Raw genomic sequence first — 26,001 nt, forward strand, 5'->3', positions numbered from 1 at the left:
GCGCTGTATCTTTAATTGCTATTTGCGCGGAATGGAATAGCCTTCAGAACGCGCCAGTTTGTCCATCACCTTCAGGTCAATCATCAGGTCGTCCACGTCGTTGCGCAGCAGCCCCTGGTACATTTCATTGAACACATGGCTCATATCGGAGAGCGATTTTTCGGTCTGGTTGCTGATTTGCAGCAGCTCGGAAGGCGTTGTGCCGACGCTTTTGAGGCGGTTGAAGCGCTCTACCGTGGTGCGTATCATCGGCAGGTAGCGGTTTAAAAAGACAGAGGCAGATACCACGTCGCGCGGGTCTTCCTTCATGGTTTTCAGAATGTCTTGCGCTTTATCGACTATCAGCGTCACAGAGTACACCATCTTGGGCGTGAGCTCAAATTTAAGGCGGTCAATCTCGTCAATAAGTTGCTGGTACGGTTGCGTATCAATGCCGCCTTCCGGGGTGGAGGCGTGTTCAAGCTTTGTCGTGGCCTTTTGCTCGCGGCGGCGTTGCAGCCAGTCGCTGACGCGCAGATACAGGCGCTCGCCAAAATGCGGGCGGATAACGCCAAATGCCGTGACCCCGGCCAGCAGCGCGTTATACCACATAGGCATGACGGCAAAGATGCCGGCGCCACCCGTGCCCATGGCCACCACCAGCAAAATCAGCGCAACCAGGCTGCCCAGCCCCAGCCGGCGGCGGGCAATGGCGTTGAGCACAAACGACACAATGCCGCCAAACGCCAGCCCCAGCGGCCAGTAGCCGGTGAAAATACCGGCAATGGCGGCCACAATGCCCATGGCAGAGGCCGCAGGGTTGGGCCGCATCGGGAACAGTTGCAGCAGGCTCAGATAGGTGATGGCCGCAATCGAGGTGGTTCCCAGCACAGTGAAAAGTGATGACCCGGTCTGTACCAGCACATGGGGCGCTACCAGGCCCGCGAGCAGCCCCACGCTGATGGAGGTGAGGTGAAAACCGATGCGCTTGAGCACGCGCAGCCCCTGCTCTTTGGCATTTTGAATGGCCTCGGTAATCCGGCTTTCCTTAGGGGCTTGGTTTGCTGACATATGCTGTAATATAAGGGTTAAATGGCCACCATCAACTGCGGACTATGAACAATAAGCAAAAACGGCATACTTTGGCCTGATACGCCTGCCTGGTACCCGGCAGGCAGGCACTGCTGGTGTGCATGTGCCATCATGTGCAGAATGCAATAAGATGCGCTGGCATCAAAGCGCCTTTGCAGGTTACTGGTATTTGCCGGTGGCGGCAATCAGGCGCTGGCGCAGATTGTCTTCCATCGTGACCAGTTCCTTTTCCACTTCGGCGCGGCGCACGCGGGCTTCCGAGGCAATGCGCATGGTTTCTTCAATGGTATTAACCAGTTTGTCCTGCACCTCGCGCAGCGTGTCGGCATCCACTATCGAGCGCTCCACTTCGGTGGCAGTGGCAATGCTGCTCTGTTGCAGCAATTCGGCGTTTTTGCGCAGCATGGTGTTGGTGGTGTCAGACACCTCTTTTTGCAACTGGGCCGCTTTGGCCTGCGCATCAATGGTGGTTGCCAGCACCATCTGGCTTTTCCAGATCGGCAGGGTGGAGAGAATACTGGTCTGGATTTTTTCCGCCAGTTGCTGGTTGTTGCTCTGGATCATGCGGATTTGCGGCGCAGTCTGCACAGCAATCACCTTGGAGAGGTCCAGGTCGTGCAGGCGGCGTTCAAACCGGTTGATCTGTTCCATCAGGTCTTTGGTTTTCTGCGCATCCATCATGTCCTGCGATACTTCGGCCTGTCTTTGCAGGGCCGGCAGGTCTTTTTCCCTGACTTCCTTGAGCTTTTCGCGGCCGGCTTCAATGTAGAGCGTCACCTCGCGGTAATAGTCAAAATTGCGCAGGTACAACTGTTCCAGCGTTTCAATGTCACGCATCAGGTTGACCATGGAACTGTCCAGATGGGTGGCAATCATATCCACCTGCTTGGTCAGAGCCTGCCGGTCGATTTTGGCTTTTTCCGCCTGCTTGAACAGCCCGCCCACCAGTGGCAGGTTGGCCAGAAAACCGCTGCGTTTTTCTTCAGCGCTCAACGGGTCGTTTTCACGGATACGCATCACCAGCTCCGAAAGTTGCTGGCCGACATCGCCAGCATCCTTGGCGCGTACCTTTTCCAGCATGGTATCGGCAAACTTGGCAATTTCACCCATCGGTTTGGCCCCATAGGCCAAAATCGCCGCCGGTTCGGCAATATCAATCTGCGCGGCAAGTGCTGTGACCTGAGCCTGGTCAGGTTTTTGCGCTGGCAACTGACCTTCCTGCGGCTTTTCAATCACTTCATAATTGGGCACGCGGGGGGCTTGTTGATCTGTACTCATAAAGTCATCCTTTAACAGACGGGTTACCGGAAAATACTGGAAATTATATTGTATGTCTTACCTGAGTATCTATCAGATAAAAATTTCATTTACCGGTTCTCTGTTGTGTACCAGAAAATAGAGGTATTCCAGGCTGGCTGATGGTGCTGAAAGTGGCAAGGCAGAGATAACTGGGGCGGCCGTGCAAAGATGCTGCTGGTGGTGCGACGCTATGGCGCTATGGTTTTATAGCCGTTTTGGAGCCATGCACAGCATGGCAATGCGCTTACCCGCCCTATCTATTTGGCGGGGGAACGGTGAAAAACTGCTCCACAGATGAGATTTTGGTCAAAACCGGCACTACCTCAATGCGTCTCATAGGTACGGGCGATTTTTTCCACGTTCAGGCTGCGGGCCATGGCGTCAAAAATCTTTTTATAGGCCCCTTCCATGTGGTACAGGTCATCGTGCGTGCCTGATTCGGCAATTCGCCCGTTTTCCATCACATAAATGCAGTCGGCGTCGATGATCTGCGAGATGCTGTGCGAAATGATGATGACGGTACGGCCTTTTTTGATTGCGTCCAGGCTGTTTTTGATCTGCTCGGTGGCAATGGCGTCCAGGCTGGCGGTGGGCTCGTCCAGAAAGATGATCGGCGGGTTTTTCAGGAACATGCGGGCAATGGCAATGCGTTGCTGTTGTCCGCCCGATAGCGCCAGCGCTGAGGTGTCGTACTGCTGCGGTAGCGCCATGACCTGGTCGTGGATGTAGGATTGCCTGGCCGCCTGCACCACTTCGTCATGCGTGGCATTGGGGTTGCCGTACAGGATGTTTTCTTCAATGGTGCCGTTGAAGATATGGTTCTTTTGCAGCACCAGGCCGATATGGTCGCGCACATAGGCGGTGTCGTAGTCTTCCAGTGAAACACCGTCCAGCAGTATCTGCCCTGAATCGGGCGTGTAGAACTTGTCGAGCAGGTTGATCAGTGTGCTTTTGCCGGCGCCTGACAAGCCCACCAGCGCGGTGATTTTACCGGGTGCAATTTCCATGTTGATGTCGTGCAGCGTGCGGGTTTCGTTGCCGGGGTAGGTGAAGTTGACGCCTTGCAGTTCAAAGCGGCCGTGCAGTTGTGCAGGCACATAGCTGCCGGACTGTTCTTTCTGGTCATCGGCGTGGAGGATTTCAAAGAACCCTTCAGAATAGATCAGCGCATCATTCATCTGGTCGTAAATCAGGTGCAGACGGCGGATTGGCGCGGTGACGTTGTTGAACAGCAGAATGTGGAACATGATGGCGCCAATGGTCATCTGGCCTTCCAGCACAAAATAAGTGGTCAGCAGAATAATACCCACCAGCCCGATCTGTTCGATGAAGGTTTTGGTGCCATCAAACAGAAAACTGGTTCTGCGGATCTGCATCTGTTTGTCGGTCAGGTCGGTTTGCAGCTTGAGCTGCTTGGTGCCTTCAATGTCTTCACGCAGGAAGGATTTGATGACCGGAATGGATTCTAAAATACCCAGAATGCCCTGGCTTTTGTTCTCGCGTAGCGTTTTGATGGCGCGGCGCCCGCCAGTGAGCTTTTGTGCCTGCATGCGGCTCACATAGTAATAGACGGGCACGGTGCAAAAGGCCAGCAGCCCCACATAGAAGTTGGCCAGGAACATCATCAGCAGCGCCACAATGGCGTTGGCAAAAAGCGGCAGGATGTCGATGAAAAAGTTCTGCACCAGCCGTGTGAGGCTTTCCACGCCGCGGTCAATACGGGTTTGCAGTTTGCCGGGCTGGTTGCCGTTGCTGCTGTAAAACGCCAGCCGGTAGGTGAGTATTTTTTCGATGACGGTTTGCGCCAGGTCGCGCGAGACGTAAATGCGCAGGCGCTCGCCATAAAATTTCTGCCCGAACTGCAGCAGGATGTTGATGACCTCTTTGCCGATCAGAATGCCCGATATGACCGAGAGCACGGTCAGGCCGTCTTTCAGGCTTTTGTGCGCTTCCAGCAGTGCGGTAATCTCATCGACCGTGTAGCGCAGTACCCAGGCGTTGACCTGCGCGGTGAGCGAGCCGATAAAGGTGAGCACCAGCGTAAAGACAACCAGCAGCCGGTACGGGCGAATGTAAGGCCTGAGGTTCTGAAACAGTTGAAACAGTGTCATGCAGCTTTGTTATTGTCATTATTTGGGGGTATGTTACTGCAATTGGGGGCTGCGCGGGCGGCATTGCGGCCGATACCCATGCCCCAAGCGACAGCTCTGCCTCAGGCGGTTGTTTTGTTTGGCGAGTGGTTGATAAGCCAGTTGATGCCAAACTGGTCGGTCAGCATGCCGAACTCGTCTCCCCAGTGTGCCTGGCTCAGCGGCATGGCGATGTGTCCGTTTTGCGCCAGGCCATTGAACAGGCGGTATGCCTCATCGTGGCTGGCAGCTTCAATGTAGACCGAAAAGTTATTGCCAAACACGGTTTTGGCGGCAAGGTGGCCTACGGCGTCTGCGCCCATCAGCATGGTTTCCTGGCTGATGGGCAGGCTGATGTTTTCGATTTTGTGGCGAGTGTTCTCCGGCAGGGACGGGGCTTCGGGCGGCAGCGGCACATCGCCATACCTGATGACAGCCGGGAACTCGCCGCCAAAAACAGAGCGGTAAAAATCAAATGCCTGCTCGCAATTGCCATTGAATAAAAGATAGATGTTGACGGTTGCCATATCCCGGTTTCCTTTTTTTTGTCAGGTGCGGCAACACCGTGCCGCATTTGGGCCGCATGTGCGCCGCATATGTGTTGCATGTATGCCGTATCTGTCAAGGATTGTATGGGATTGGCCGTGTATCAGGCAAAGTGAAACGGCTTGCAACAATGGCGCCCATGCGCTGCCAATGACATGTTGCGCACTATGACGTTATACGCTATACGCAGCGCGCCACCATGGTCATTTCATCAGCCGGGCCAATATCAATCTGCACCACGTGCCCGCTGCCGGGGGCCACGTCAATGGGCTGGCCGTCTTTGTTCAGCAGTTTTTCCAGTACTAGGGTGCGGTTGCCCTGCGGCGCAACAATCTGCAGGGTGTCGCCTACGGCAAAGCGGTTTTTCACGTCCACCGTTGATAAGCCGGTGGCGGTGTCGTAGCTGAGCACCTCGGCAACAAACTGCTGGGTGAAGTTGCCCGAGTCGCCACTGGCGTAGTTTTGCGTTTCGTCGTTGCTGTGGCGGTCGTAAAAGCCTTCGGTATAGCCGCGGTTGGCAAGCGCATCCAGTTGCAGCAGCAGGGCAGGGTCAAACGTGCGCCCGGCCAGTGCATCGTCAATGGCCTGGCGGTAAATCTGCGCCGTGCGTGCGGCATAGTAGTGCGACTTGGTGCGGCCCTCGATTTTCAGGCAGTCAATACCGGCCTCGACCAGTTTTTGCACATGGCGTATGGCGCGCAGGTCGCGCGAGTTCATGATGTAGGTGCCGTGCTCGTCTTCTTCAATCTCCATCCATTCATCCTGGCGGCGGCCGGTTTCTTCAATCACATAGGCTTTATCTGCTGCCGGGTGGCGGGCAATCACGCCGTCTTCCTGTTTGGGCAGCAGCGTGCCTTCGAGCGTTTCAGTGGCGTCTGCCACCTGGTACTGCCAGCGGCAGGCGTTGGTGCAGGTGCCCTGGTTGGCGTCACGGTGGTTGAAGTAGCCTGAAAGCAGGCAACGGCCCGAGTAGGCAATGCACAGCGCACCGTGCACAAACACTTCCAGCTCAATGTCGGGGCACTGCTGGCGGATTTCGGTGATTTCGGCAATAGAGAGTTCACGCGAGAGGATAATGCGTGCCACGCCCATGCGCTGCCAGAAGCGTACGCTGGCGTAGTTCATGGTGTTGGCCTGAACCGAGAGGTGAATGGGCATGTCGGGCCATTGCTCGCGCACCATCATGATCAGGCCGGGGTCGCTCATGATCAGCGCATCAGGCCCGAGTTCCACTGCGGGTGTGAGGTCGCGGATGAAGGTGCCGACCTTGTTGTTGTGCGGCATCAGGTTGACCGTGAGCAAAAACTTCTTGCCCGCTGCATGCGCGTAGCTGATGCCCTGCGCCACCGGCTCGAGTTTGCGGAACTCGTTGTTGCGTGCACGCAGGCTGTAGCGCGGCAGGCCGGCGTAGATGGCGTCAGCCCCATAGGCCAGCGCATAGCGCAGGCTTTTGAGCGAGCCGGCTGGGGAGAGCAGTTCAGGGCGTTTCAGTGGGGTGTTTTGCATCGGGCGATTGTAAGACAAAAGCAATGCATCAACGCGCCGTAAGGGTTCCGCCATACAGCACGGAATTATATGAATGCGGTTGCAAGATAAAGTGCAGTATGGAGCACGGTAAAGTAGCTGATGTCTGCCATGAGATTGCTTTTTTGATGCTGCCTGCCGTGTATGAGCACGATCAGGCCAACCCTGAGCAGCGCCAAAATGCCGTAGTAGATGGTGCTTTCACATGCCACCCGAAATATGACAGGGCTGTGAATGCCTGCGACGAGCAACTGGTTCAAGGCCGAGGCAATGCCGCCGGTCACCGTGGTTAATATTATGGCGAGCGTATATGACTGATGTTCTTTCAATGCGCGGTTGAATACCAGTGCGGCGATAAGTCCGGAAAAAAGGGAGGACAGGATCAGGAAATGTCCGCCGATGATCAGCAGCAGGAGCAGGGTTTCGATTATGTTGTAGCGGAACATGGTGGCGTTGATGAATTGCTGTGCGCTTATTCTCAACGCCGATCATGAAGAAACTGTGAATTTTGTGTGAAGTGGGCAGATATGCTAACAGCGATTACCCATGCGGCGGGCGAGCGGGTCTATTGGCGGTTCACTGACCGGGCAGCAGCGGTTCGTACATCATGATCGCGTGGTTTTCCGCCACCAGTTCGGTGCTGGTGTTGCCGGTGGCAAGGTCGGTGGCCTGTTTCCAGATGCGGTTATGGCGTGTGTAGCCGCCCCATGGCTGCTGGCGGATGGCGTGGTCGGTTTCAAAAACGTCAAACCGGTGGTGCGGCGGAAAATCTGACAGCAGTTCACCGTGCAGATGGGTTTCGTCCAGCCACAGCCTGATCTGGTAGGTGTTGCTGGTGCGGTTGCTCAGTTGCAGGTCAATGTAGTTATAGGCCAGTGTGGCGCCGCAGGCAAACGGAATGGTGCGGTTGACGTCGGGGAACACGTCAAACCCGTGCCGCCAGCGTTCGCTGATGGTCAGGTCGGAGTGCAGTGCCATCCAGTACAGCAGGTTACCCAGTTGGCACAGGCCGCCGCCAATGCCTTTGGCGATTTGCCCGTTGTGCAGAACCAGCCCTTCCAGATAGCCGCGCGCCGCGCTGGGGCGGCCCACCAGCCGCCAGATGGAAAACGTCTGGCCGGGGCGGATGGTGACGCCGTTGATATGGCGTATGGCCAGCCGCAGGTTGGTGACCTTGTTGTGTTGCAGGTACATGTCCACATGGCGCAGCGGGCGCAACAGCATGGACTGGTGCTTGAAAACAGTATGTGTGCAGGGTTTGGCGCGCGGATCTATGCCGGCATAGCGGCCGGCATTTTTCAGCCACAGCAGCTTGCGTTTGAGGATGAAATACTCCCGCCCTGCCAAACTGCGCAGCCTGCTTCTATGTTGTGGCTGGTCGACAGCATCTGCATTCATTTTTGCCCTATCGATAGAGTATCCATACTAAAAGTGATCAGGTATAAATGCAAGCATTTGCCAGCGGGGCTTGAGTAAAAAGGCGGGTCATCGGCATGCGGCAGGACTTCACGTGTGTGTGAGCCTGGGTGGTGTGGGTGACGCGTCCCAACTGATGAGAGCCATGGGCATGAACAATTACAATCCGCCGCCCAAATCCGGAATTATTACCGCTGGGATTGAATTGAATGCATATATACTTTTTGAACAATTGATAAATAGATTAGCGCTTTTTCGCCGGCGTTGAAGTTTAGTTTTATATTTTGAAAGGGCAATCATGTTAATTCGTCATGTTTACTTTAACCGCAGTCGTGTTGACCAGGATGTATCCATATGGGTGGCAGAATATGAGGACGACAAGCTGGAGCTGACGATTTCCGATAACAAGAAGGATGTGGAAAACCCTGAAAAAACGCAGTTTGACAGCCGGCAGGCGCTGGAAGCACATTTGCAGCAAGAGATAGCTAAATTGGAGCAGACAGGTTACGCACTAGCGGGTAAACATGAAATTGTCGACCCGGATAAGCCCACAGCAGATGAGATTGAAGCCACGCTTTTGACCCGGTACAAACTCATGGGCATTACCGATACCTACTTTATCCGCAAGGCGCGCGCAGAGGCTGAAAAAATAGTGCGCCAGCGTGAAGGCGATGTGTCTGACTATGACATGGACGCGATGGAGTTTGTGGTTGACCTGCAGGATAAGGCTTCGATTCAGGCGATGCTTGAGTTTCAGATTGAGAATTTTGACGATATTGCCGAGAGCATAAGCGAGTATAACGGTATTGAATACGGCAGCCGTGATGAGGATGGTGATTTTGAAAGTTTCAGGGATGAAGCGTATCAGCCTGAATACAACAGCGTTGGCATTTTTTACCGTGCAGCAGCCGAGCACGAAGACCTCAGGGAGCTGATAGCGGCCTATTTGCAGAAAATCATCGATTACAACCAGGACGACAAGCCGCTGTTTAAAAATGAGGAAACGCCTTACGGGGCTGATGAAGCGTTTGAGCTGGCGCGGGCAGATCAAAAGTATTTGCGCAACTACATTGATTTTTGTAATTCGCTGGAAGACAGTGTGCGTTTCTTTTATGACCGTTTTAACCCCCATCACTCGCTGCAGGTGCCGATACTGCTCGCGATGCATGGTATCAGCAAAGATCCGCTGATTCTGGAGTTTATCGCCTCGCAGTGTGTTCAGCGCGATGACCAGCACTTTATGGCGGGTGTGGGCATGCTGGCGGAAATGGGCCTGTCAGAGCAGATTGAAAACGATAAAGAGTTTGCGGAACTGTTTTTTCAGGCGTTGCTGGCAAGAGGACGTTACCTTTCAGACTATTACAGCAGCGGCAGTATTACCGGCTGGGTGGCGCGGGATCTGGCCGAGGTGATTGACGAGCTGTACGACATTGAAACATCCAAATCATTGCTGGAAGACATCATTACCGATGACGTGGCATGTTCGTCGATTGATGCATTCAAGGCGCAGGTGGAGGAATACGGTGCCGATGACGACGACGATGACGATGATGATGATGATGATGATGATGATGATGATGATGATGATGACGATGACGATGATGACGAGCAGACCAAGAAATCTGTGGGCAAAAAGAAGTTCTCAAGAGAGGAGTTCAAGGCTGCATCCGAAGCCGTGGCATCACTCGATTTGCAGCGCATCCAGGGCGTCATTGACAGCGGCATACCTTTAAAGGCCGAGATGTACTACGTTGGCCGCAATAAAGACAATTCTTTATGGCTGATTGTGTTTCATGAGCTGCTCAAGGAAGGTGAACCCGATGCGGCGCTGAAAGAGAAAGTGGAGCAGGCCATTTTGCTGTTACTGGGTGGCGGGCTTGAGTTTGACTATCAGGGTGATGGGCAGACTGTTTTCTATGTCGGTTATCTTTATGAGCACGGCCTGCATAAAGTGATTGATGCGATTAAAAAAACCGGGTTTGATATCAACACCACCCGTTTTCTGCATGACAGCCTGCTGGTAGACAGGTTTCTGTACGATCCCAAAGTGCTCGGCGTTCTGCTGGACCAGGGTGCCAGGCTCAACGACGTGGGCGGGTTGCACCACGCGTTCCTGCACATGCCTGTGGAACTGGCGCAGCGGGTTTTGAAAGAGCAGCAGATTGATCTCAACGTGCTCAATGATGAGGGCTATAACATTCCAGGGTATATCGCGCACTATTGTGAGGATTTTGCACAACGTCTTTTAGCCAAGGCCAAGGAGGAAATGCAGAACCCTAAACTCGCCAACAAGACGGACAACCAGGGCCTTACCCCTGCGCAACAGGTTGAAAAATATGAAGAGATGTTGCGCGTCAACGCCTATATGCAGGAGGTGGCTAAAACCCTCAAGCCGCTTTACGCGCGTGCGGCTAACGAACAGGAACAGGCCGAGCTTGACGAGCGTCTGCTGCAAGCCTGTGCCGAGCGGGAAACGGATAAAAACGTGCATCTGGGCAAAATGCTCAAGCTCCAGCATGTGAAAAAGCTGCTGGACGTGGGCGCGAACCCCAATGTGAAGGATGCGCAGGGCATGACGCCTTTTCACCATGCCATTCAGCAGCGCTACCCACACCTGATTGAAGGGGCGCTGGAACTGCTTAGAGAGGCGGGGCTGAAAAACGATGTGCTGGATAACCTGGGGCGCACGCCGCTGTTTTATTACTGTCTGTCTTATGGCGGGTCGGATGAAATGTTCATGAAGGTGGTGAAGTTCGGCTTTGATGCTGCGCACAAAGACCACGAAGGGAAGAACGCGCTGGCGCACCTGATTTCCACATTGAGTGAAGAGAAGGATAACGGACATGATGTGGAAGGGGCGACCATGTCCATGATCATGGCCGGTGTGCCGGTGGTGGATGTGGACCCTGACGGCAACAATGTGCTGCACCTGGTCTATGATTTTGACGGCTTTGACCTTGAAGATATCATCAAACTGGCGATGGAAAAGGGCGCAGACATTAACGGTAAAAACAAGCTGGGTTATACCCCGCTGCATTATGCCGTGATGTATGCCGAGGATTCGTTCATGTCCGACTCTGTTCGCGAGCTGTGCGAAGCCGGGGCCGATATGAATGTGCAGGACAATGAGGGCAATACGCCATTTCACCTGATTAAGGATGGGAAAAGCAGCAAAATCAGGCAACTGCTGGATGAGGATGATAACCCCGTTAAGGCCGATCTGACGCTGAAAAACAAGCAGGGCGTGAGTGTGCAGGCGCATCTGGACAACATCGGCTATAAGCCAAGGTAAGTCCTTTTTAATCCGCAGAAAAAAAGCAGGCCCTTTTCAGGGCCTGTCTTGTATGCACCTGGCATACGCCTGGTGTGCGGTTCGGGCGTTTTGCCTGTGCGGTGTGTTGTGTTGAATGCGCCTGATGCGGCAAATTCAGCACGGTCCCGCTGTGTAATGCGATGCTATACCTATACCGCGCGGTCGAAATAGGTGTCGGTCTGGGTCAGGTCGGCAACGGATTCAATGTAGTCGATAACGGCCGGCGGAAATTGCAGCCCCTTGACGATGGTCAGGTTGCGCAGCAGCGGGTAGATCATGATGTCATCCCAGCCCAGGGTGTTGTCGTGCTGTGCAGGTGCTGGCAGGGCAGGCAGCCCGGCCAGCATGGCCTGTGTTGTGGCCTGGTGTTCAGCGGTTTCCTGCATGGCCTGGGCAAAGGTGCGTGCAATGGTTTTTTCTTTTTTGTGCTGGAAGTAGTCACGGGCTGACTGGGTGGCAAACTCGGGCAGGCCGATCATGATGTTGCGCGGGTACAAAAGGCAGCGCGTGTGCATGGCAACCGTATCAAAGTGTGTTGTAACGGTATCGGCCATGTCCAGTGGGCGCAGTGCAGGAACATCGTCGTTCATCTGGTCGAGCAGCCGGGCAATGTCCAGACTTTCTGCAATGCATTGTCCGTCGTCCAGTTGCAAAATGGGAACCTGTTTGCTGCCGATCAGGGCCAGGCAGGTGGCTTCATCGTCATTGAGCAGGTAGACTTTTTCGTGTGGTATTTGTTTGTAGTGTGCCGCCATTTCCACACGGACACAAAAAGGGCAGTGGTCATACAGATAAAGTTTCATATACTTTTCCTGTGCAGTTTTGTTGCCAGAATACGCTATTTTAATTGGAGATGTTTTTCCAGATACGCCTTGAGCACCTTGGCATGCGTATGCACTGTGTCTTTGGAGGCATACAGCAGTGTGACGGTGGGGTGGTCGTGTAGCAGCGTGATAAAGTCTTTGACCGCCTGAGAGTGGTTCAATTCTTCCTGATATTTCTTTGAAAATGCATCCCAGCGATTTTGCGGGTCGGCGTGAAACCACTGGCGCAGCTCGCTGGACGGGGTAATGTCTTTATCCCACAGGTCGTATTGAAGCGCTTCTTTTTTAACGCCGCGCGGCCACAGGCGGTCTACCAGCACGCGGTAGCCGTCGTGCGGGTCAGCGTTGTCACAAACGCGTTTGAGTGCAATCTTTGTCATGGGTTTTCGTTCCTTGCGGCCATGGCAGGTTGACATGTTTGCAGCGCATGTTGAAAGAAGGCATCGGCCTGCTGCCGGTAGGCGGGAATGGTCAGTGTGGCGATGTGCCCCCGGCCTTGTATGATGGAGATGTCTTTGGGCGGACCGGCCAGTTCGTACAGGCGCTGGCTGTGCTGGTGCGGGATGATGCTGTCAGCCGTGCCGTGGGTGAACCATACCGGAATGGGCGACAGTGAGGCGATATAGCGCTCGGCGCTGTAATCGTCGTTCATCAGCAGGCCGGCACCAGGCAGTTTTTCATTGGCAATGCTGGAGTAGGAAAAAAAGGTGGAATCAATCAGCATGGCGCAAATGCCCAGGTGCTCTTGGGTCGGCATGGCGCCAACGGCGGCAATGGCGTTGGTGCCGCCCAGGCTCTGGCCAATGACGAGCAGCCTGTCGGGGTTGACGTCGGCCCGGGTGCGGGCGTAGCGGATGGCGCTTTGCGTGTCTTCAAACAGCCCTTTCGGGGTCGGGCGGCCCTGTGATTCACCGTAACCCCGGTAGTCAAATGTGAGCACGTTGTAACCCAGGGCCGGCAGCCAGCTGACGAACGCCCAGTGCGTTGTCATGTTGCCGGCATTGCCATGCACATGAACCACGGTGCCTTTGGCCGTATCGGCCGAAGTGCCGGTGGCGGGCACAAACCAGGCGTGCAGCAAGGTGCCGTCGGCACTTGGAAAATACACATTTTCAAATGCCAGTTGTTCGTTGGCCGGTGAGTCGCCCCAGTCTTTGTTGTCGGGGTAGTAAAACATGCTTTGCGCACATCCGGGCAGGAACAGGTAAAGCATGGCGGTCAGCAACAACAGGAGTGCCAGGCTGGTGAGGGTGCGTTTGCGTTGCATGGTTTTTATTTGGACTTGGTACAGTCAGGTGTATTAAAGCTGCGATTCAATTGGCAGCCAACTCATGACCTTGACGGTAGCGCGCTGCCACCATTTGGTTTGCGGGTCGTGCGTCCAGATGTGTATTTGATCGTCAGACGAGCGGTCTTTCCAGCGCATTTGCCCATGGTCAAGCAACACCTGGTAGCTGTACGTGGAACTGGTGCGCCGGTTGAATTCTTCTTCCAGTTCGGCCACAACGGTGGGTTCTTCAAAAATAATGCCCATTTCGGTGTTCAGGCGTATGGAGCGCGGGTCAAAATTGAACGAGCCGACAAAGCCGATTCTGCCGTCCACCAAAAACGCCTTGGTGTGCAGGCTGGCGCCGCTGGAGCCAAGCAGGCTTTTATCCGCTGTGCCAAAGGGTTTGAGCTCATACAGGTTCACGCCAGCTTGCAGCAGCGGGCTGCGGTAAGGCGCATAACCGCTGTGCGACAGCATCACATCGGTGGCGGCCAGCGAGTTGGTCAGCACATCAATCTCCACATGGCGGCTTCGCATGTATTCAAACAGTTCCATCCCGTCCTGCCCCGGCACAAAGTAGGGCGAGATCAGTTCGATGTGCTCGGTAGCATTTTTCCACACCGGCAGCAGGTCATGCACCAGCCACCTGAACTGGCCCCTGCCAAAAGCTTTGTCGGCCGGGTCGGAATACACATGCACTTCAGACGACCAGTGCACCGGGCGCTCGCCGGTGTATATGTCACGGATGCTGGTGGACTGGTGCAGTTTTTCGATATAAGGCTTTGCGCCCAGGCTGGTCAAGCGGGCGTCAATACGTTCCCGCAACTGGTCCAGTGTTTTGTTGTCGGGCTGTACCAGCGCGCTGAGCGGAATAGCGGCTTTGCTGTTCCAGAAGTCGTCAAAAATCGACGATGTTTCGGCAACCGCGTCACCGCTGATCAGCAGGTCCACGTCAAAAAAGTTGGTGTTGTCCGAGGCGTCAAAATATTCGTCGCCAATATTGCGCCCCCCCACCACAGCAACCCGGCCATCGGCAATCCAGGCTTTGTTGTGCATACGGCGGTTGACGCTGAAAATGCGCAGCATCATCTCCACGCCGCGGAAAAAACCGCTGTCACGCGCGCGCGTTGGATTGAACAGGCGCACCTCGATATTGGGGTGCATGTCCAGCGCGGCCAGCATGCTGTCGCGCCCGTGGGCATTCATATCGTCAAGCAGCATGCGTACGCGCACACCACGGTCGGCCGCGCGCAATACTTCCATGTCCAGCAGATGGCCGGTGAGGTCGTCGTGCCAGATGTAGTATTGCAGGTCCAGGCTGCGCCCGGCTTCGCGTGCCGTGATGGCGCGGATCATGAACGCGTCCAGGTTATCCTGCAGCAGCACCATGCCGGTTTGCCCCGGGTGTGCCTGCCACTGCGGCTCAATGGCATGGTCCAGCGAGCTCTGGTCAGCCTGCACCGGCAATGCGTAACTCGGCTCGCCCTGAACACGCTTGGCAAAAATGCCATAGCTGTACACTGAAATCCAGGACGCGATGATGAATACGACAATCCCGATCAGAAGAATACGCAATTTGGTACGCAGTTTTTTTCTCATTGCAATGCAGTTGCCTTGTCTGGCTTTTGGAACATTTGAGGGGGGTGCTTATTTGAATGTATACAACCTTCAGCGCCTAACTTTAGCAGGCTTTGGCTGGAGCTGCCACAGTTGTGCACCAAGGGCATGTGGATGGTATTTCCTATATTGATTTTTGGCACAATGAGGTAGTGTATTCAGGAGGCAGGTTTATGCGGCAGGAAAACAGAGCAATCAAAATTTCCGGAGAAGATGTCCTTTTCATATTATCTGAAATAGACTATCTTCTCATTTCATTGAGAAATATTGCTAGGTATTACTACCACACGGATCACTATGTATCTGGTAGTGCCCGCCAGCAAGAGGCGTACTGTACTGAAACCACCGAGTTTATTGACAGGCACGCCATTGCCCACAGGTTGGCGCACTTGAGAAAAATGCTGAGCGAAAAAATGAACCTGGAGGTTGGTGCTGACGGCATGGATGATGTGGAGCGGTATACGGAGAAGGTGTCGTACTGGGAAAAACCGGGGGATTAAAGCGGGTGATTTTTGGAAATGAATGCTATATATTCAAACGGCGTGCCTGAGTACGTAACAAAAGAGGGGTAAATGACGTATCGTTTCTCTGAAAAAGATATGCAGGCCGCTGCATTGCATTAACGTAACTACTGTGTCGCGTTAGCTGTATTGTGCTAATGGTATTGCGTTAGCTGCCAGGGGTTCGCAGAGGGGCCGGGATGAATACGCTGCCAAACGGGGCTGATAATATAGCGCTGCGGGCGCTGAAAAACAAGCAGGGGACAAGTTCTGCTTGAGGCTGGAGTGCAGAATTGCCACAGCAATTGACAGGCGCATGGATTCATTTATCATCTGGCCTGTGTTGAGCATTGACATCCTGAGCAGTAACGGGGAACGCATATGGTCACTATTCCACAGCATGGGCCAAAGCAGGCGCTTTTTGACATGAATACATTTGCCGGTGATATCGCCCAGTTTTTCCAGGTAGACCGGTGGCGTATTCGGGTTGAGGAATGCTGCGGGGAAAACGCGGCTGATATTGAACTGTGTTCGCAGGATGGCTGGTTGCTGAGCAATGAGGATTTCTGGGCGCTATACCGCGGCATACACCAGACCATTGATGGCCGGTTTATTGCATATCAGCAGGGTGTTCAGCAGTGCCGCCTGGACGCGGTGGATTCATCGTTCTGGGAAATCCGCGCCACACCTGAATTTGAGCAGCATATGCAATCCAGGTATGGCACTTATCCGGCAGAATAAAGCAGAGTAAAGCAGGATAAGGGTTATGCGAGGGCGGGGCAAATGATCAGCGCCGCGCTTTCAGGTGCACGCCATCGAGCACCGGGGCCGGGGTAGGCGGATCGGTGTTGTCCTGCACCGGGGCAAAGCGGTTGCTATCGCCAGCGTTCCACTGCTGAATGGCCTGTTCAATTTCGTCTTGCGTTCTGGCGACAAAATTCCACCACATCATGATGTCTTCTTCAAACGGCTTGCCGCCAATCAGCAGCGCCTGCGCCGTGCCGTGGGTCTGGATGCGGATTTCGGTTTGCCCCGGTTCCAGATAGTACAGAAAACCGGGTGTGACGGTTTCACCATTGACAAGCACCTCGCCTTCGAGTGCGGCCACGGCGTGTTCAAAAGCGCTGTTCAGCGGCAGCGTCAGGTCGGCCTGGGCCTGGGTTTTCAGGTTCAGCCCGAGCAGGGGGCTGTAGACCTTGACGGGTGATGTCTGGCCGAGCATGTCGCCGACCAGCACGGTCAGCTCGAAACCGTTTTGGGCGATGACGGGCAGCACCGGGTAATTTTGAAATGCCGGCGGGCTGTTGCGCTGCGCATCGGGCAGTGCAATCCACAACTGCGCCAGGTGCATGCTGCCGCCAGCATGGACTGAATCTTCCGAGTGGGCAATGCCTTTGCCGGCGGTCATCAGGTTGACCTGCCCGGGGCGTATCACCTGCGAGTTGCCCAGGCTGTCACGGTGCAGTATTTCGCCTTTGATCATCCAGGTGAAGGTTTGCAGCCCGATGTGCGGGTGCGGGAAAACGTATGAGCCCTGGTCGGCGGCAAAGTCTACCGGCCCGGCATGGTCCAGAAAGCACCAGGCACCGACCATGCGCTTGTTGCGGGTGGGCAGCAAGCGGGTAATCGAGATGCCGCCGACTTCTGCCGGCCGGCCTTCAATGTTGTGTGGGAGTTGGTTATCTGAATTGGCAGATGAATTCATTGCACAGCCCTTGTTGCAGTTGTTTGATGGCATGTTACTCCAGAAGCAAACGCTTGGCTGCCATGGTGGCATTTGCCGCGGGGCAGCCGGCAAATGCGTTAATGCCGGCTTTTGATAAAAGGTGGCCTGGCAAACCAGATGGTGATAATGAGCGCCAGAAACAGGTAGCCCAGCAGGGTGAAGTAGTCGATGGTGGACATCATGTACGCCTGCTGCGTGAGCACCCGGTCAAGCTGGGCATACGCCGCCGGGGAAGGGCCGCCCAACTGGTTCAGGTAGTCCAGGGTGGCAGGCGTTTGCAGGTTGATGTGTTCTCCGAGTTGCGCATGGTGAAACACCGCGCGCCTGCCCCAGATCCAGGTGGACAGCGAGGCTGAAAAACTGCTGCCCAGCGTGCGGATAAAGGTGGCAAGCCCTGAGGCTTCGGCGATTTTGTGCGGCGGAATTTCTGACAGCAGTATGGTGGTGAGCGGCATGAAAAACACTGCAGTGCCTATGCCCATGAAAAACTGTACCTGGGCAATGTGGGCGTAGTTGACATCGGTGTTAAAGCCCGCGCGCATGAAGGAGGCCGCACCCATGATGGCAAATGACAGCGTGACCAGCAGGCGCATGTCGATGCTGGGCGCAAAGCGGCCCACCAGTGGTGTGAGCAAAAACGGCATGATGCCCATGGGTGCTACCGCCAGCCCGGCCCAGATCGGCGTGTAGTGCATCTGCGTTTGCAGCCATTGCGGCATGATGAGGTTGATGGCAAAAAACGCGGCAAACCCCAGCGTCAGTGTGACGGTGCCTACCGCGAAATTGCGGTAGCGCAACAGGCGCAGGTCGACAATCGGGTGCTCGCTGGTCAGTGTCCAGATGACAAATGCCACGATCATGATGGCCGAAAGAATGCTGCTGACGACAATGAAGCTGGAGGCAAACCAGTCCAGGTCGTTGCCTTTGTCGAGTACCACTTGCAGCAGGCCTACGCCTAAAGTCAGAAAGCCCAGCCCGACAAAGTCAACCGGCGCTTTCTCGCGTATTTCGGGACGCCTGGAAAGCTGCTGGTAAACAACGAATGCGGCAAACAGGCCAATGGGAATGTTGATGAAAAAGATCCATGGCCAGGAGTAGTTGTCGGTGAGCCAGCCGCCACTGATGGGTCCGGCGATAGGTGCCACGGTGGTGACCATGGCCAGCAGGGCGAGTGCCATGCCGCGTTTTTCACGCGGAAAGATGGACAGCAGCAGCGTCTGTGCGATCGGGAACATGGGGGCGGCAACAAACCCCTGCAGGGCGCGAAAGATGACCAGTTCGGTAATGGACTGCGCCACGCCGCATAAAAACGAGGTGATGACAAACAGGATGACGGAGATGACAAACAGCCGCACTTCCCCAACGCGGCGCGCCAGCCAGCCGGTCAGCGGCAGGCCGATGGCGTTGCACACGGCAAACGAGGTGATGACCCAGGTGCTCTGGTCGGAGCTCACACCCAGGTTACCGGCAATGGTGGGCAGCGCCACGTTGGCAATGGTGCTGTCGAGCACCTGCATGAAGGTGGCCAGCGACAGGCCGATGGCCGCCAGAATCAGATGCGTGGGGCGGAACTCTGAGGCATTCATGGTGCAGGTGTTGCTGGGGATTCCGGTTGGGCCGAGTTTTCTCGGATGATGCGCTCAATCAGCGCATGGGCTTCGATCATCTCATGGTCAAATACCTGTGTGCTCAGCCGTGGCTGTGCAACCGGCTGTTGTGGCAGCAGCGTGCCGTCCTGCACCCGCAGGTCAACCGTGACGGTGGAGGACAGGCCAATGCGCAGCGGATGTGTGTCCAGGTTGTCGGGCTGCAGCCGGATGCGTACCGGCAGGCGCTGCACAATTTTGATCCAGTTGCCGGTGGCGTTTTGCGCGGGCAGCAGTGAAAACGCGCTGCCGGTGCCGATGCCCAGGCTTTCAATGGTGCCGCGGTAATGCACTTTGCTGCCGTAAAGGTCGGTGGTAATGTCTACCGGCTGGCCGATGCGCATGTCGCGCATCTGGTTTTCTTTGAAGTTGGCGTCAATCCATACCTGGTCCAGCGGCACCACCGTGAGCAGTGTTTCGCCGCTGCTGACGTGGCTGCCTACCTGTGCCGAGCGCTTGGCCACATAGCCGCTGACCGGCGCGCGCACTTCGGTGCGGCTGTGGTCCAGATAGGCTTGCAACACCTGGGCGCTGGCCGCACTGATTTCGGGGTGGGTGGCCAGTTCGGTGTCATTGACCAGTGCCCAACTGGTTTGCTGGGCGTGCCGGGCTGCATCCAGTGCGCTTTGGGCGCTGTTGAGCGTATCGCGCGCGTGTGCAAGCTCTTCAGAGGCAATGGCGCCGCTGTTGGCGAGTTGCTGGCGGCGGTTGTAGTCGGCCCGGGCGCGCTCGTAAGCAACCTGGCTGGTTCTGACCTGTGCCTGTGCGTTGTCGGCATTGCTGTACAGCCCGCGCACCTGGCGCACGGTTTGCGCCAGCGTGGCCTGTGCGTTTTGCAGTGTGACGCTGGTGTCGCTCGGGTCAAGCTGTATCAGGATCTGGCCGGCCTCAACGTAGTCGCCATCGTCAGCTGTGATGCTGATGATGGTTCCTGCCACACGCGGGGTAATGGGCACGATGTTGCCGTTGACGTAGGCGTCGTCGGTTTCTTCATAAAACCGGCCGACCACCATATAGTGTGCCAGCCAGGCCGCAACGCCCAGTACGACCACCAGGGCCAGCAGCGCCAGGTATAGGCGGCGCTTTTTTTTCATCCGGTTCACCGGGGTTTCTGCCGGCTGGGCAGGTGGGGTTGCCGGTTGCGGTGCAGTTTCAGTGGTTTCGTTGCTCATGTGTGCATCCTGCTCAAAAATGGGGGCGGTGTGTTATGCGTGTGTTGTGCGTGCGTTAGGTATCCGGCAGCATGTGGCCGTGGCGCAGAATTTTGACAAGCAGATGCATGAACTGTGTCAGCTCTTTTTCGCTCAGGCAGTCGGTCAACTGGTTGAGTGTGTCTGCGGCAATCTGCGGGATGCGTCTGGCAACCGCCTTTCCCTGTGCTGACAGGCGGATGTCAATCTGCCTGCGGTCTGTTGTGCTGCGCTCACGCAAAATCAGTCCTTTTTTCTCCAGCCGGTCCAGCATGCGGGTGATGGCCGCGCTGTCCACCTGCAGTGTTTGCCACAAGTCGCTGGGTTTCATGGTTTTGACTCGCGAGAGCAGCAGCAATACCTTGAACTGCGCGACGGTAATGTCCTGCATGTCAGGGTGGCTGCCCAGCAGTTTGTCTTTGTACAGGTTGAGCAGATGGATGTATTGCCCGAGGGAGCGCTCAAGCCTGAAGTTGTTGCGGTCAAAATGTGACATGACAGTATCTGACTGGTCAAATAAATAGCCAAATTCTAATTGAATTTGCGGTTTTGTGATGGTGCTGCTGCAAGTGCCATCAACCGGTGTTGGGTTGGCACTGGATCTGGCATTCAGCATAGCCATTGCGGAATGGCATTGGAGCGGCTGCTGATAAATATGCGTTGCAGTAAAAGGGGTTGGAAAATGGTTTAACGGGAGGATGCTGGCAGTTTGGCGTCTTTTTAACGCCTGATTCGTGCTTGATTGTTGTATGCCGGATTTGATTTATATCAAATGAGGTAAAAAGAATACATCATATGGATTTCGTGAAATATTGAACATACGAAATGTAAGTTCAAATACATCCAAACTAAAAAAGAGACGTGGTTCAAAAAACAGGATCAGGGGCTGGTAATAAATGATTCTTATTCACTAAAAACATGACCCCTTTAACACTGGTGTTGATGGCATTTTCTGAATAGAATGGATTCAAACAATATTGCCAATTCGCATGTCAGTGCACCTGATAAAAAACGCTAGGAGCCCGCGATGACTCAACCCATTTGGCATGTATGCAGTCTGGTTGTTCAATGTGTACCTGAACAACTTGCAGCCGTTACTGAACGCATTTCAGAGATTCCTGAAGCTGAAGTGTTTGCGACCAATGAAGAGGGTTGCAAGCTGGTGGTTCTGATGGAGTCTGATGACGCCGATCTCCTGTATCAAAAAATGCAGTCAATACAAGAGGATATTCCTGGAGTACTGGCTGTGTCTCTGGTCTACCATCAACAAGATGAAGAAGCTGAGGTTACCCCATGAAACGCCGTGAATTTATGAAAGCAAATGCCGCTGCCGCTGCGGCTACCGTTGCTGGTGTTACGATACCCATCAAAGTCCTGGCTCAAAGTGATGCGGATAAAAGCATTACCTGGAGTAAGGCGCCATGCCGTTATTGCGGCGTGGGTTGCGGCGTTCTGGTGGGGGTGCAAAACGGGCGTGTGGTCGCTTCGCAGGGCGACCCGGAAGCGCCGGTTAACAAGGGGCTGAACTGTATCAAGGGCTATTTCCTGCCCAAGATCATGTACGGGCAGGACCGCGTCAAGCAGCCGCTGTTGCGCATGACCAATGGCCAGTATGATAAAAATGGTGAGTTCACCCCGGTATCGTGGGATAAGGCTTTCACCATCATGAGCGAGAAATACAAGGCGGCGCTCAAGAACGGGCCTAATGCGGCGGGTATTTTCATGTCGGGCCAGTCCACTGTGTGGGAAGGCTATGCGGCAGCCAAGCTGTTCAAAGCGGGCTTGCGCTCCAACAACATTGACCCCAATGCGCGGCATTGCATGGCTTCGGCGGTGGTCAGTTTCATGCGTTCGTTCGGGATGGACGAGCCCATGGGGTGTTATGACGACTTCGAGCTGGGTGACGCGTTTGTGCTGTGGGGCTCCAACATGGCCGAGGCGCACCCGATTCTGTGGTCGCGTCTGACCGACAGGCGCCTGTCCAACCCGAATGTGAAAGTGGTGGTGCTCTCCACCTTCCTGAACCGCAGTTGCGATCTGGCCGATATCAAGATGGTGTTCACTCCGCAAACGGAGATGAAGATTCTGAACTACATCGCCAATTACCTGATTCAGAACAATGCGGTGAATAAAGAGTTCATGGATAACTTCGTGAATATCCGCAAAGGTGCAACCGATATTGGCTATGGCCTGCGTCCGAACCACCCGCTGGAGCAGAAGGCAGCCAACGCCAACAGCGGCGCTTCGGAACCGATGACGTTTGAGGAGTACAAGCAGTTCCTCTCTGAATACACGCTGGAAAAGGTGTCCAAGGAGTCCGGTGTGCCGGCCGAGCAGATCACGGCACTGGCCAAACTGTATGCCGACCCGAATGTGAAGGTGATGTCGCTGTGGTGTATGGGGGTGAACCAGCACGTACGCGGTGTGTGGACCAACCACCTGATCTACAACCTGCACCTGATGACCGGCAAGATTTCGCTGCCGGGCAACGGCCCGTTCTCGCTGACCGGGCAACCTTCTGCCTGTGGTACGGCACGTGAAGTGGGCACGTTTGCGCACCGCCTGCCGGCTGACCTGGTGGTGGCGAACCCGGAACACCGGAAGTTTTCTGAAAAAATCTGGAAGCTGCCTGATGGCGCCATTCAGCCTGAACAGGGGCTGCATGCGGTGGCGCAGGACCGGGCGTTGCGCGATGGTAAGCTGAATGCGTACTGGACGCAGACCACCAACAACATGCAGGCCGGCCCCAACATTTATGAAGACCGCATGAAAGGCTGGCGCGACCCGCGCAACTTTATTGTGGTGTCTGACCCGTACCCGACGGTCAGCGCGCTGTCTGCCGACTTGATTCTGCCTACCAGCATGTGGGTGGAAAAAGAGGGCGCCTATGGTAACGCCGAGCGGCGTTGCCAGTTCTGGCGCCAGGCGATCAAGGGGCCGGGTGAATCCAGGTCTGACTTGTGGCAGTTGGTGGAGTTTTCCAAATACTTCAAGACGGACGAAGTCTGGCCGGCCGAGTTGCTGGCCAAGAATCCTGAATTCCGCGGCAAGACGCTCTACCAGGTGCTGTTTGCCAACGGCCAGGTCGATAAATACCCGCTGAGCGATATTCCTGCCGGACTGCTTAACGACGAGTCGAAAGACTTTGGTTATTACATCCAGAAAGGGCTGTTCGAGGAATATGCCACCTTCGGGCGTGGGCACGGGCATGACCTGGCTGACTTTGAGCTCTATCACAAGGCACGCGGTTTGCGCTGGCCGGTGGTGGACAGCAAGGAAACGCTGTGGCGTTACAGCGAGGGCTATGACCCGTATGTGAAACCGGGGCAGAAGTTCAACTTCTACGGCAACAAAGACGGTAAGGCAGTCATTTTTGCCCTGCCTTATGAACCACCGGCTGAAATGCCCGATAAAGAGTATGACCTGTGGTTCTGTACCGGCCGTGTGATTGAGCACTGGCATACCGGCACCATGACGCGCCGTGTGCCTGAGCTGCACCGTGCGTTCCCGCAGGCGGTGCTGTTCATGAACCCGGTTGATGCGCAAAAACGCCAGTTGCGGCGCGGTGATAAGGTCAAGATCATTTCGCGGCGCGGTGAGATTACTTCGCTGGTGGAAACGCGTGGGCGCAACAAGATGCCTGAAGGCGTGGTGTTTATCCCGTTCTTTGATGCATCGCAGTTGGCCAATGCGATTACGCTGGATGCAACCGATCCGTTGTCGAAAGAGACGGATTTCAAGAAGTGCGCGGTGCGGGTCGAAAAGGCCTGATACAGCACAGTTGAGAGTGAATGACTGATGGCAACCAAACCAGAATCACTGTCCAGAAGGCGCTTACTGCGTGACGCGATTTGCGGCGCAGGCGGCGTGGTCGGGCTCGCGGTTCTGTTTGGTATACCGGCCAGGCAGGCGCAGGCGCATAATGAAATCCGCCTGCTGCCGCCCGGAGCCATCGACGACTTTGTGGCGGCCTGTGTGCGTTGTGGACAGTGTGTGCAGGCCTGCCCTTACGATACGCTGAAGCTGGCAACCCAGTCCACGCCAAATAATGCAGTGGGGGCACCGTACTTCATTGCCAGAGATATTCCGTGCGAAATGTGCGAAGACATTCCCTGTGTGGTGGAATGCCCGAGCGGCGCGCTGGACCCGAAGCTGACCGATATCAGAGACTCGCGCATGGGGCTGGCGGTGCTGCTGGACCAGGAAAACTGCCTGGCGTGGCAGGGCCTGCGTTGTGAGGTGTGTTACAACATTTGCCCGGTGCTGGGGGATGCGATCTCGCTGGAGCCGCAGCATGATCAAAGAACCGGTGAGCATGCCAAATGGATTCCGGTGGTGCACAGCGAACACTGCACCGGCTGCGGCAAGTGTGAGAAAGCCTGTGTGCTGGACGAAGCGGCCATCAAGGTATTGCCGCTGTCGGTTGCCAGAGGGGAGCTGGGATACCATTACCGCTTTGGCTGGCAGGAGCGCGAAAGGGCCGGACAGCCGCTGGTGCCTTCCAGCGTGCCGATGGATATCCGCCGGCCAGAAGGGGGAGGGCAGTAAATGGCCAATGCACCTCAACATGCCGGTCGCGAAGCGCAAGAGAAATTTGGCTGGTTTTACAGCCACCGCTTCCTGCTGCTGCGGCGGTTAAGTCAGTTGTTTATTCTGATGCTGTTTTTGAGCGGGCCGATCTGGGGCCTGTGGATTCTCAAGGGCAACTACAGCAGCAGCCTGTTCCTGGATACGATCCCGATCACCGACCCTCTGGTCATGCTGCAAAGCCTGGTGACAGGGTACTGGCCTGAATTCACGGTGTTGCTGGGTGCCATCATTGTGCTGGTGTTTTATTCGGTGGTGGCCAGCCGGGTGTTTTGCAGTTGGGTCTGCCCGTTCAATCCGATTGCGGACCTGGCGGCCTGGCTGCGGCGTAAGCTCAATATCCGCACCCATATCACGATTTCGAGAAAACTGCGTTACTTCATACTGATTGCTGTGCTGGCAGGCAGTGCTGCCAGCGGTGTGCTGGTATGGGAGTGGCTCAACCCGGTTGCAACGCTGGGCCGGGGGATTATTTCTTCAGCCGGGCAGGCTGCCAATTTTGACTCTGTCTGGCGCCTGCTGGTATTCGGCTTTGGTGCCGGATTGTGGGTGCTGTTAACCATATTCCTGCTGGATCTGCTGGTGCTCAAACATGGCTGGTGCGGGCATCTGTGCCCGATCGGGGCGCTGTACAGCGCACTGGGCAGCAAGAGCGTTATTCATGTCGCAGCAGACAAACGCGATGCATGCAATAAGTGCATGGATTGTGTGAACATCTGCCCGGAGGCACACGTGCTGACTAAACCTGTGTTCGGAAAGCAGGACAGCCCGCTGGTTCTCAGCAGCGAATGTACCCGTTGTGGACGATGCATTGATGTTTGTTCGCAAAAGGTGTTTTCTATCCAAACGAAATTTTATCAGCCAGGGGATCAAAAATGATTGCCACCTTTAAGATAATAAAAAGAGCCGTCAGCGGTTTGTGCCTGCTCGGATTATTTGTGCTGCCCGTCATGGCCCAGCAGCAAGGAGATAACCAGGATGTGGATCTGGATCAGTCCCCGGAATACAGCAGGACGATTGATCCGTTCAAAGATCCACCCCGCCAGCAGGACCGTTTTCCGCTGAACTATGTGAACCAGCCGCCGCTGATTCCGCACAGCGTTGACGGTTATCAGGTGACAGCCAATACCAACCGCTGTCTGACCTGCCATGGCCTTAAAGGCTACCGTGCGGCAGGGGCCACGCGGTTGAGCGCCACGCACTTTGTCACCAGTGGCGGCATGACCACGGACCAGATTGCACCGAACCGTTACTTCTGCTTGTCTTGCCATGTGCCGCAGACAACGGCAGTGCCGATTGTTCCCAATGAATTCCAGCGTTCAACGGGCTTTGAATGATATTTC

At 55.3% G+C, this 26,001-nt stretch carries 23 protein-coding genes; 8 read left to right on the forward strand and 15 right to left on the reverse strand.

The features are described 5' to 3' along the window. Window positions 1-18 precede the first annotated feature (18 nt). The 7 genes from AACY98_RS03100 to AACY98_RS03130 all read right to left on the reverse strand — a co-directional run bounded on the left by AACY98_RS03100 (window position 19) and on the right by AACY98_RS03130 (window position 7,967). Window positions 19-1,050 carry a 5-bromo-4-chloroindolyl phosphate hydrolysis family protein gene (locus AACY98_RS03100; protein WP_126980793.1) on the reverse strand — a complete coding sequence of 344 codons (1,032 nt, stop codon included), beginning with the start codon at window positions 1,048-1,050 and terminating at the stop codon, window positions 19-21. A gap of 180 nt (window positions 1,051-1,230) precedes the next feature. Next, window positions 1,231-2,349, reverse strand: coding sequence for a toxic anion resistance protein (locus AACY98_RS03105; protein ID WP_126980794.1), 1,119 nt, complete (start codon window positions 2,347-2,349; stop codon window positions 1,231-1,233). Window positions 2,350-2,693: 344 nt separating this feature from the next. Then, a complete protein-coding gene (locus tag AACY98_RS03110; RefSeq protein WP_339801471.1) occupies window positions 2,694-4,481 on the reverse strand; it encodes an ABC transporter ATP-binding protein in 1,788 nt (595 codons plus the stop codon). Between the two features lie 101 nt (window positions 4,482-4,582). Further along, window positions 4,583-5,026 carry a VOC family protein gene (locus AACY98_RS03115; RefSeq protein ID WP_339801473.1) on the reverse strand — a complete coding sequence of 148 codons (444 nt, stop codon included), beginning with the start codon at window positions 5,024-5,026 and terminating at the stop codon, window positions 4,583-4,585. Window positions 5,027-5,225: 199 nt separating this feature from the next. Beyond that, window positions 5,226-6,551 carry a tRNA 5-hydroxyuridine modification protein YegQ gene (yegQ, locus tag AACY98_RS03120; RefSeq protein ID WP_423817512.1) on the reverse strand — a complete coding sequence of 442 codons (1,326 nt, stop codon included), beginning with the start codon at window positions 6,549-6,551 and terminating at the stop codon, window positions 5,226-5,228. 65 nt (window positions 6,552-6,616) lie between these two features. Continuing rightward, complete coding sequence (locus tag AACY98_RS03125; protein WP_339801476.1) at window positions 6,617-7,015, reverse strand: hypothetical protein; 399 nt, start codon at window positions 7,013-7,015, stop codon at window positions 6,617-6,619. Window positions 7,016-7,145: 130 nt separating this feature from the next. Further along, window positions 7,146-7,967, reverse strand: coding sequence for a VanW family protein (locus tag AACY98_RS03130; protein WP_339801478.1), 822 nt, complete (start codon window positions 7,965-7,967; stop codon window positions 7,146-7,148). Window positions 7,968-8,283: 316 nt separating this feature from the next. Between AACY98_RS03130 and AACY98_RS03135 the strand changes: the two genes are divergently transcribed. Next, the gene (locus tag AACY98_RS03135) at window positions 8,284-11,277 is read left to right on the forward strand and encodes an ankyrin repeat domain-containing protein (protein ID WP_339801480.1); all 2,994 of its coding nucleotides are present in this window, start codon (window positions 8,284-8,286) and stop codon (window positions 11,275-11,277) included. Between the two features lie 170 nt (window positions 11,278-11,447). Here the strand turns inward: AACY98_RS03135 and grxB are convergent, their stop codons facing one another. Genes grxB through AACY98_RS03155 form a run of 4 tightly spaced genes read right to left on the reverse strand, consistent with a single transcriptional unit; the run spans window position 11,448 to window position 14,991 of the window. After that, complete coding sequence (gene grxB, locus AACY98_RS03140; protein WP_339801483.1) at window positions 11,448-12,101, reverse strand: glutaredoxin 2; 654 nt, start codon at window positions 12,099-12,101, stop codon at window positions 11,448-11,450. Window positions 12,102-12,136: 35 nt separating this feature from the next. Beyond that, on the reverse strand, window positions 12,137-12,502 hold the full coding sequence (locus AACY98_RS03145; protein WP_339801486.1) for a DUF488 domain-containing protein: 366 nt from the start codon (window positions 12,500-12,502) through the stop codon (window positions 12,137-12,139). Then, window positions 12,499-13,389, reverse strand: coding sequence for an alpha/beta hydrolase (locus AACY98_RS03150; RefSeq protein ID WP_339801489.1), 891 nt, complete (start codon window positions 13,387-13,389; stop codon window positions 12,499-12,501). Before AACY98_RS03150 ends, AACY98_RS03145 begins: the two co-directional genes overlap by 4 nt. Before the next feature lie 33 nt (window positions 13,390-13,422). Next, entirely contained in the window at window positions 13,423-14,991 is a 1,569-nt protein-coding gene (locus AACY98_RS03155; RefSeq protein ID WP_339801492.1) for a phospholipase D family protein, read from the reverse strand. 191 nt (window positions 14,992-15,182) lie between these two features. Between AACY98_RS03155 and AACY98_RS03160 the strand changes: the two genes are divergently transcribed. Further along, window positions 15,183-15,509: a hypothetical protein gene (locus tag AACY98_RS03160; RefSeq protein WP_339801495.1), complete on the forward strand. Its 327-nt coding sequence runs from the start codon at window positions 15,183-15,185 to the stop codon at window positions 15,507-15,509. 426 nt (window positions 15,510-15,935) lie between these two features. Beyond that, a complete protein-coding gene (locus AACY98_RS03165) occupies window positions 15,936-16,250 on the forward strand; it encodes a hypothetical protein (RefSeq protein WP_126980805.1) in 315 nt (104 codons plus the stop codon). A gap of 46 nt (window positions 16,251-16,296) precedes the next feature. Here the strand turns inward: AACY98_RS03165 and AACY98_RS03170 are convergent, their stop codons facing one another. The 4 genes from AACY98_RS03170 to AACY98_RS03185 all read right to left on the reverse strand — a co-directional run bounded on the left by AACY98_RS03170 (window position 16,297) and on the right by AACY98_RS03185 (window position 20,687). Beyond that, window positions 16,297-17,214, reverse strand: coding sequence for a pirin family protein (locus tag AACY98_RS03170; protein ID WP_339801498.1), 918 nt, complete (start codon window positions 17,212-17,214; stop codon window positions 16,297-16,299). Window positions 17,215-17,312: 98 nt separating this feature from the next. Next, window positions 17,313-18,821, reverse strand: a complete 1,509-nt coding sequence (locus AACY98_RS03175) for a DHA2 family efflux MFS transporter permease subunit (RefSeq protein WP_339801500.1) — start codon at window positions 18,819-18,821, stop codon at window positions 17,313-17,315. Further along, window positions 18,818-20,053: an HlyD family efflux transporter periplasmic adaptor subunit gene (locus AACY98_RS03180; RefSeq protein WP_339801503.1), complete on the reverse strand. Its 1,236-nt coding sequence runs from the start codon at window positions 20,051-20,053 to the stop codon at window positions 18,818-18,820. Before AACY98_RS03180 ends, AACY98_RS03175 begins: the two co-directional genes overlap by 4 nt. 55 nt (window positions 20,054-20,108) lie before the next feature. Further along, window positions 20,109-20,687 (reverse strand): MarR family winged helix-turn-helix transcriptional regulator, encoded by a 579-nt coding sequence (locus tag AACY98_RS03185; protein WP_339801506.1) that lies wholly within the window; start codon window positions 20,685-20,687, stop codon window positions 20,109-20,111. Between the two features lie 411 nt (window positions 20,688-21,098). On the opposite strand from AACY98_RS03185, the gene AACY98_RS03190 reads away from it, so the two are divergent. The 5 genes from AACY98_RS03190 to AACY98_RS03210 are packed head-to-tail and all read left to right on the forward strand — an operon-like array spanning window position 21,099 to window position 25,995. After that, window positions 21,099-21,368: a chaperone NapD gene (locus AACY98_RS03190; protein ID WP_339801508.1), complete on the forward strand. Its 270-nt coding sequence runs from the start codon at window positions 21,099-21,101 to the stop codon at window positions 21,366-21,368. Further along, entirely contained in the window at window positions 21,365-23,842 is a 2,478-nt protein-coding gene (gene napA, locus AACY98_RS03195) for a nitrate reductase catalytic subunit NapA (protein ID WP_339801511.1), read from the forward strand. Before AACY98_RS03190 ends, napA begins: the two co-directional genes overlap by 4 nt. A gap of 27 nt (window positions 23,843-23,869) precedes the next feature. Then, on the forward strand, window positions 23,870-24,619 hold the full coding sequence (napG, locus tag AACY98_RS03200; RefSeq protein ID WP_126980811.1) for a ferredoxin-type protein NapG: 750 nt from the start codon (window positions 23,870-23,872) through the stop codon (window positions 24,617-24,619). Then, window positions 24,620-25,537, forward strand: a complete 918-nt coding sequence (napH, locus tag AACY98_RS03205; RefSeq protein WP_339801515.1) for a quinol dehydrogenase ferredoxin subunit NapH — start codon at window positions 24,620-24,622, stop codon at window positions 25,535-25,537. Continuing rightward, window positions 25,534-25,995: a nitrate reductase cytochrome c-type subunit gene (locus tag AACY98_RS03210; protein WP_126980813.1), complete on the forward strand. Its 462-nt coding sequence runs from the start codon at window positions 25,534-25,536 to the stop codon at window positions 25,993-25,995. Before napH ends, AACY98_RS03210 begins: the two co-directional genes overlap by 4 nt. Window positions 25,996-26,001: the final 6 nt, after the last annotated feature.

The organism is Saezia sanguinis (genome assembly GCF_963921665.1).
Taxonomy (GTDB): Bacteria; Pseudomonadota; Gammaproteobacteria; order Burkholderiales; family Burkholderiaceae_C; genus Saezia; species Saezia sanguinis.

Excerpts from the sequence above, each read along its gene's own strand:
- AACY98_RS03210 (WP_126980813.1), top strand. The coding sequence starts at position 25,534 with ATGATTGCCACCTTTAAGATAATAAAAAGAGCCGTCAGCGGTTTGTGC.
- napA (WP_339801511.1), top strand. The coding sequence starts at position 21,365 with ATGAAACGCCGTGAATTTATGAAAGCAAATGCCGCTGCCGCTGCGGCT.
- AACY98_RS03145 (WP_339801486.1), bottom strand. The coding sequence starts at position 12,502 with ATGACAAAGATTGCACTCAAACGCGTTTGTGACAACGCTGACCCGCAC.
- napG (WP_126980811.1), top strand. The coding sequence starts at position 23,870 with ATGGCAACCAAACCAGAATCACTGTCCAGAAGGCGCTTACTGCGTGAC.
- yegQ (WP_423817512.1), bottom strand. The coding sequence starts at position 6,551 with ATGCAAAACACCCCACTGAAACGCCCTGAACTGCTCTCCCCAGCCGGC.
- AACY98_RS03115 (WP_339801473.1), bottom strand. The coding sequence starts at position 5,026 with ATGGCAACCGTCAACATCTATCTTTTATTCAATGGCAATTGCGAGCAG.
- AACY98_RS03165 (WP_126980805.1), top strand. The coding sequence starts at position 15,936 with ATGAATACATTTGCCGGTGATATCGCCCAGTTTTTCCAGGTAGACCGG.
- AACY98_RS03105 (WP_126980794.1), bottom strand. The coding sequence starts at position 2,349 with ATGAGTACAGATCAACAAGCCCCCCGCGTGCCCAATTATGAAGTGATT.
- AACY98_RS03170 (WP_339801498.1), bottom strand. The coding sequence starts at position 17,214 with ATGAATTCATCTGCCAATTCAGATAACCAACTCCCACACAACATTGAA.
- AACY98_RS03190 (WP_339801508.1), top strand. The coding sequence starts at position 21,099 with ATGACTCAACCCATTTGGCATGTATGCAGTCTGGTTGTTCAATGTGTA.
- AACY98_RS03130 (WP_339801478.1), bottom strand. The coding sequence starts at position 7,967 with ATGAATGCAGATGCTGTCGACCAGCCACAACATAGAAGCAGGCTGCGC.
- grxB (WP_339801483.1), bottom strand. The coding sequence starts at position 12,101 with ATGAAACTTTATCTGTATGACCACTGCCCTTTTTGTGTCCGTGTGGAA.
- AACY98_RS03180 (WP_339801503.1), bottom strand. The coding sequence starts at position 20,053 with ATGAGCAACGAAACCACTGAAACTGCACCGCAACCGGCAACCCCACCT.
- AACY98_RS03185 (WP_339801506.1), bottom strand. The coding sequence starts at position 20,687 with ATGCTGAATGCCAGATCCAGTGCCAACCCAACACCGGTTGATGGCACT.
- AACY98_RS03110 (WP_339801471.1), bottom strand. The coding sequence starts at position 4,481 with ATGACACTGTTTCAACTGTTTCAGAACCTCAGGCCTTACATTCGCCCG.
- AACY98_RS03155 (WP_339801492.1), bottom strand. The coding sequence starts at position 14,991 with ATGAGAAAAAAACTGCGTACCAAATTGCGTATTCTTCTGATCGGGATT.
- AACY98_RS03135 (WP_339801480.1), top strand. The coding sequence starts at position 8,284 with ATGTTAATTCGTCATGTTTACTTTAACCGCAGTCGTGTTGACCAGGAT.
- napH (WP_339801515.1), top strand. The coding sequence starts at position 24,620 with ATGGCCAATGCACCTCAACATGCCGGTCGCGAAGCGCAAGAGAAATTT.
- AACY98_RS03100 (WP_126980793.1), bottom strand. The coding sequence starts at position 1,050 with ATGTCAGCAAACCAAGCCCCTAAGGAAAGCCGGATTACCGAGGCCATT.
- AACY98_RS03150 (WP_339801489.1), bottom strand. The coding sequence starts at position 13,389 with ATGCAACGCAAACGCACCCTCACCAGCCTGGCACTCCTGTTGTTGCTG.
- AACY98_RS03160 (WP_339801495.1), top strand. The coding sequence starts at position 15,183 with ATGCGGCAGGAAAACAGAGCAATCAAAATTTCCGGAGAAGATGTCCTT.
- AACY98_RS03125 (WP_339801476.1), bottom strand. The coding sequence starts at position 7,015 with ATGTTCCGCTACAACATAATCGAAACCCTGCTCCTGCTGCTGATCATC.
- AACY98_RS03175 (WP_339801500.1), bottom strand. The coding sequence starts at position 18,821 with ATGAATGCCTCAGAGTTCCGCCCCACGCATCTGATTCTGGCGGCCATC.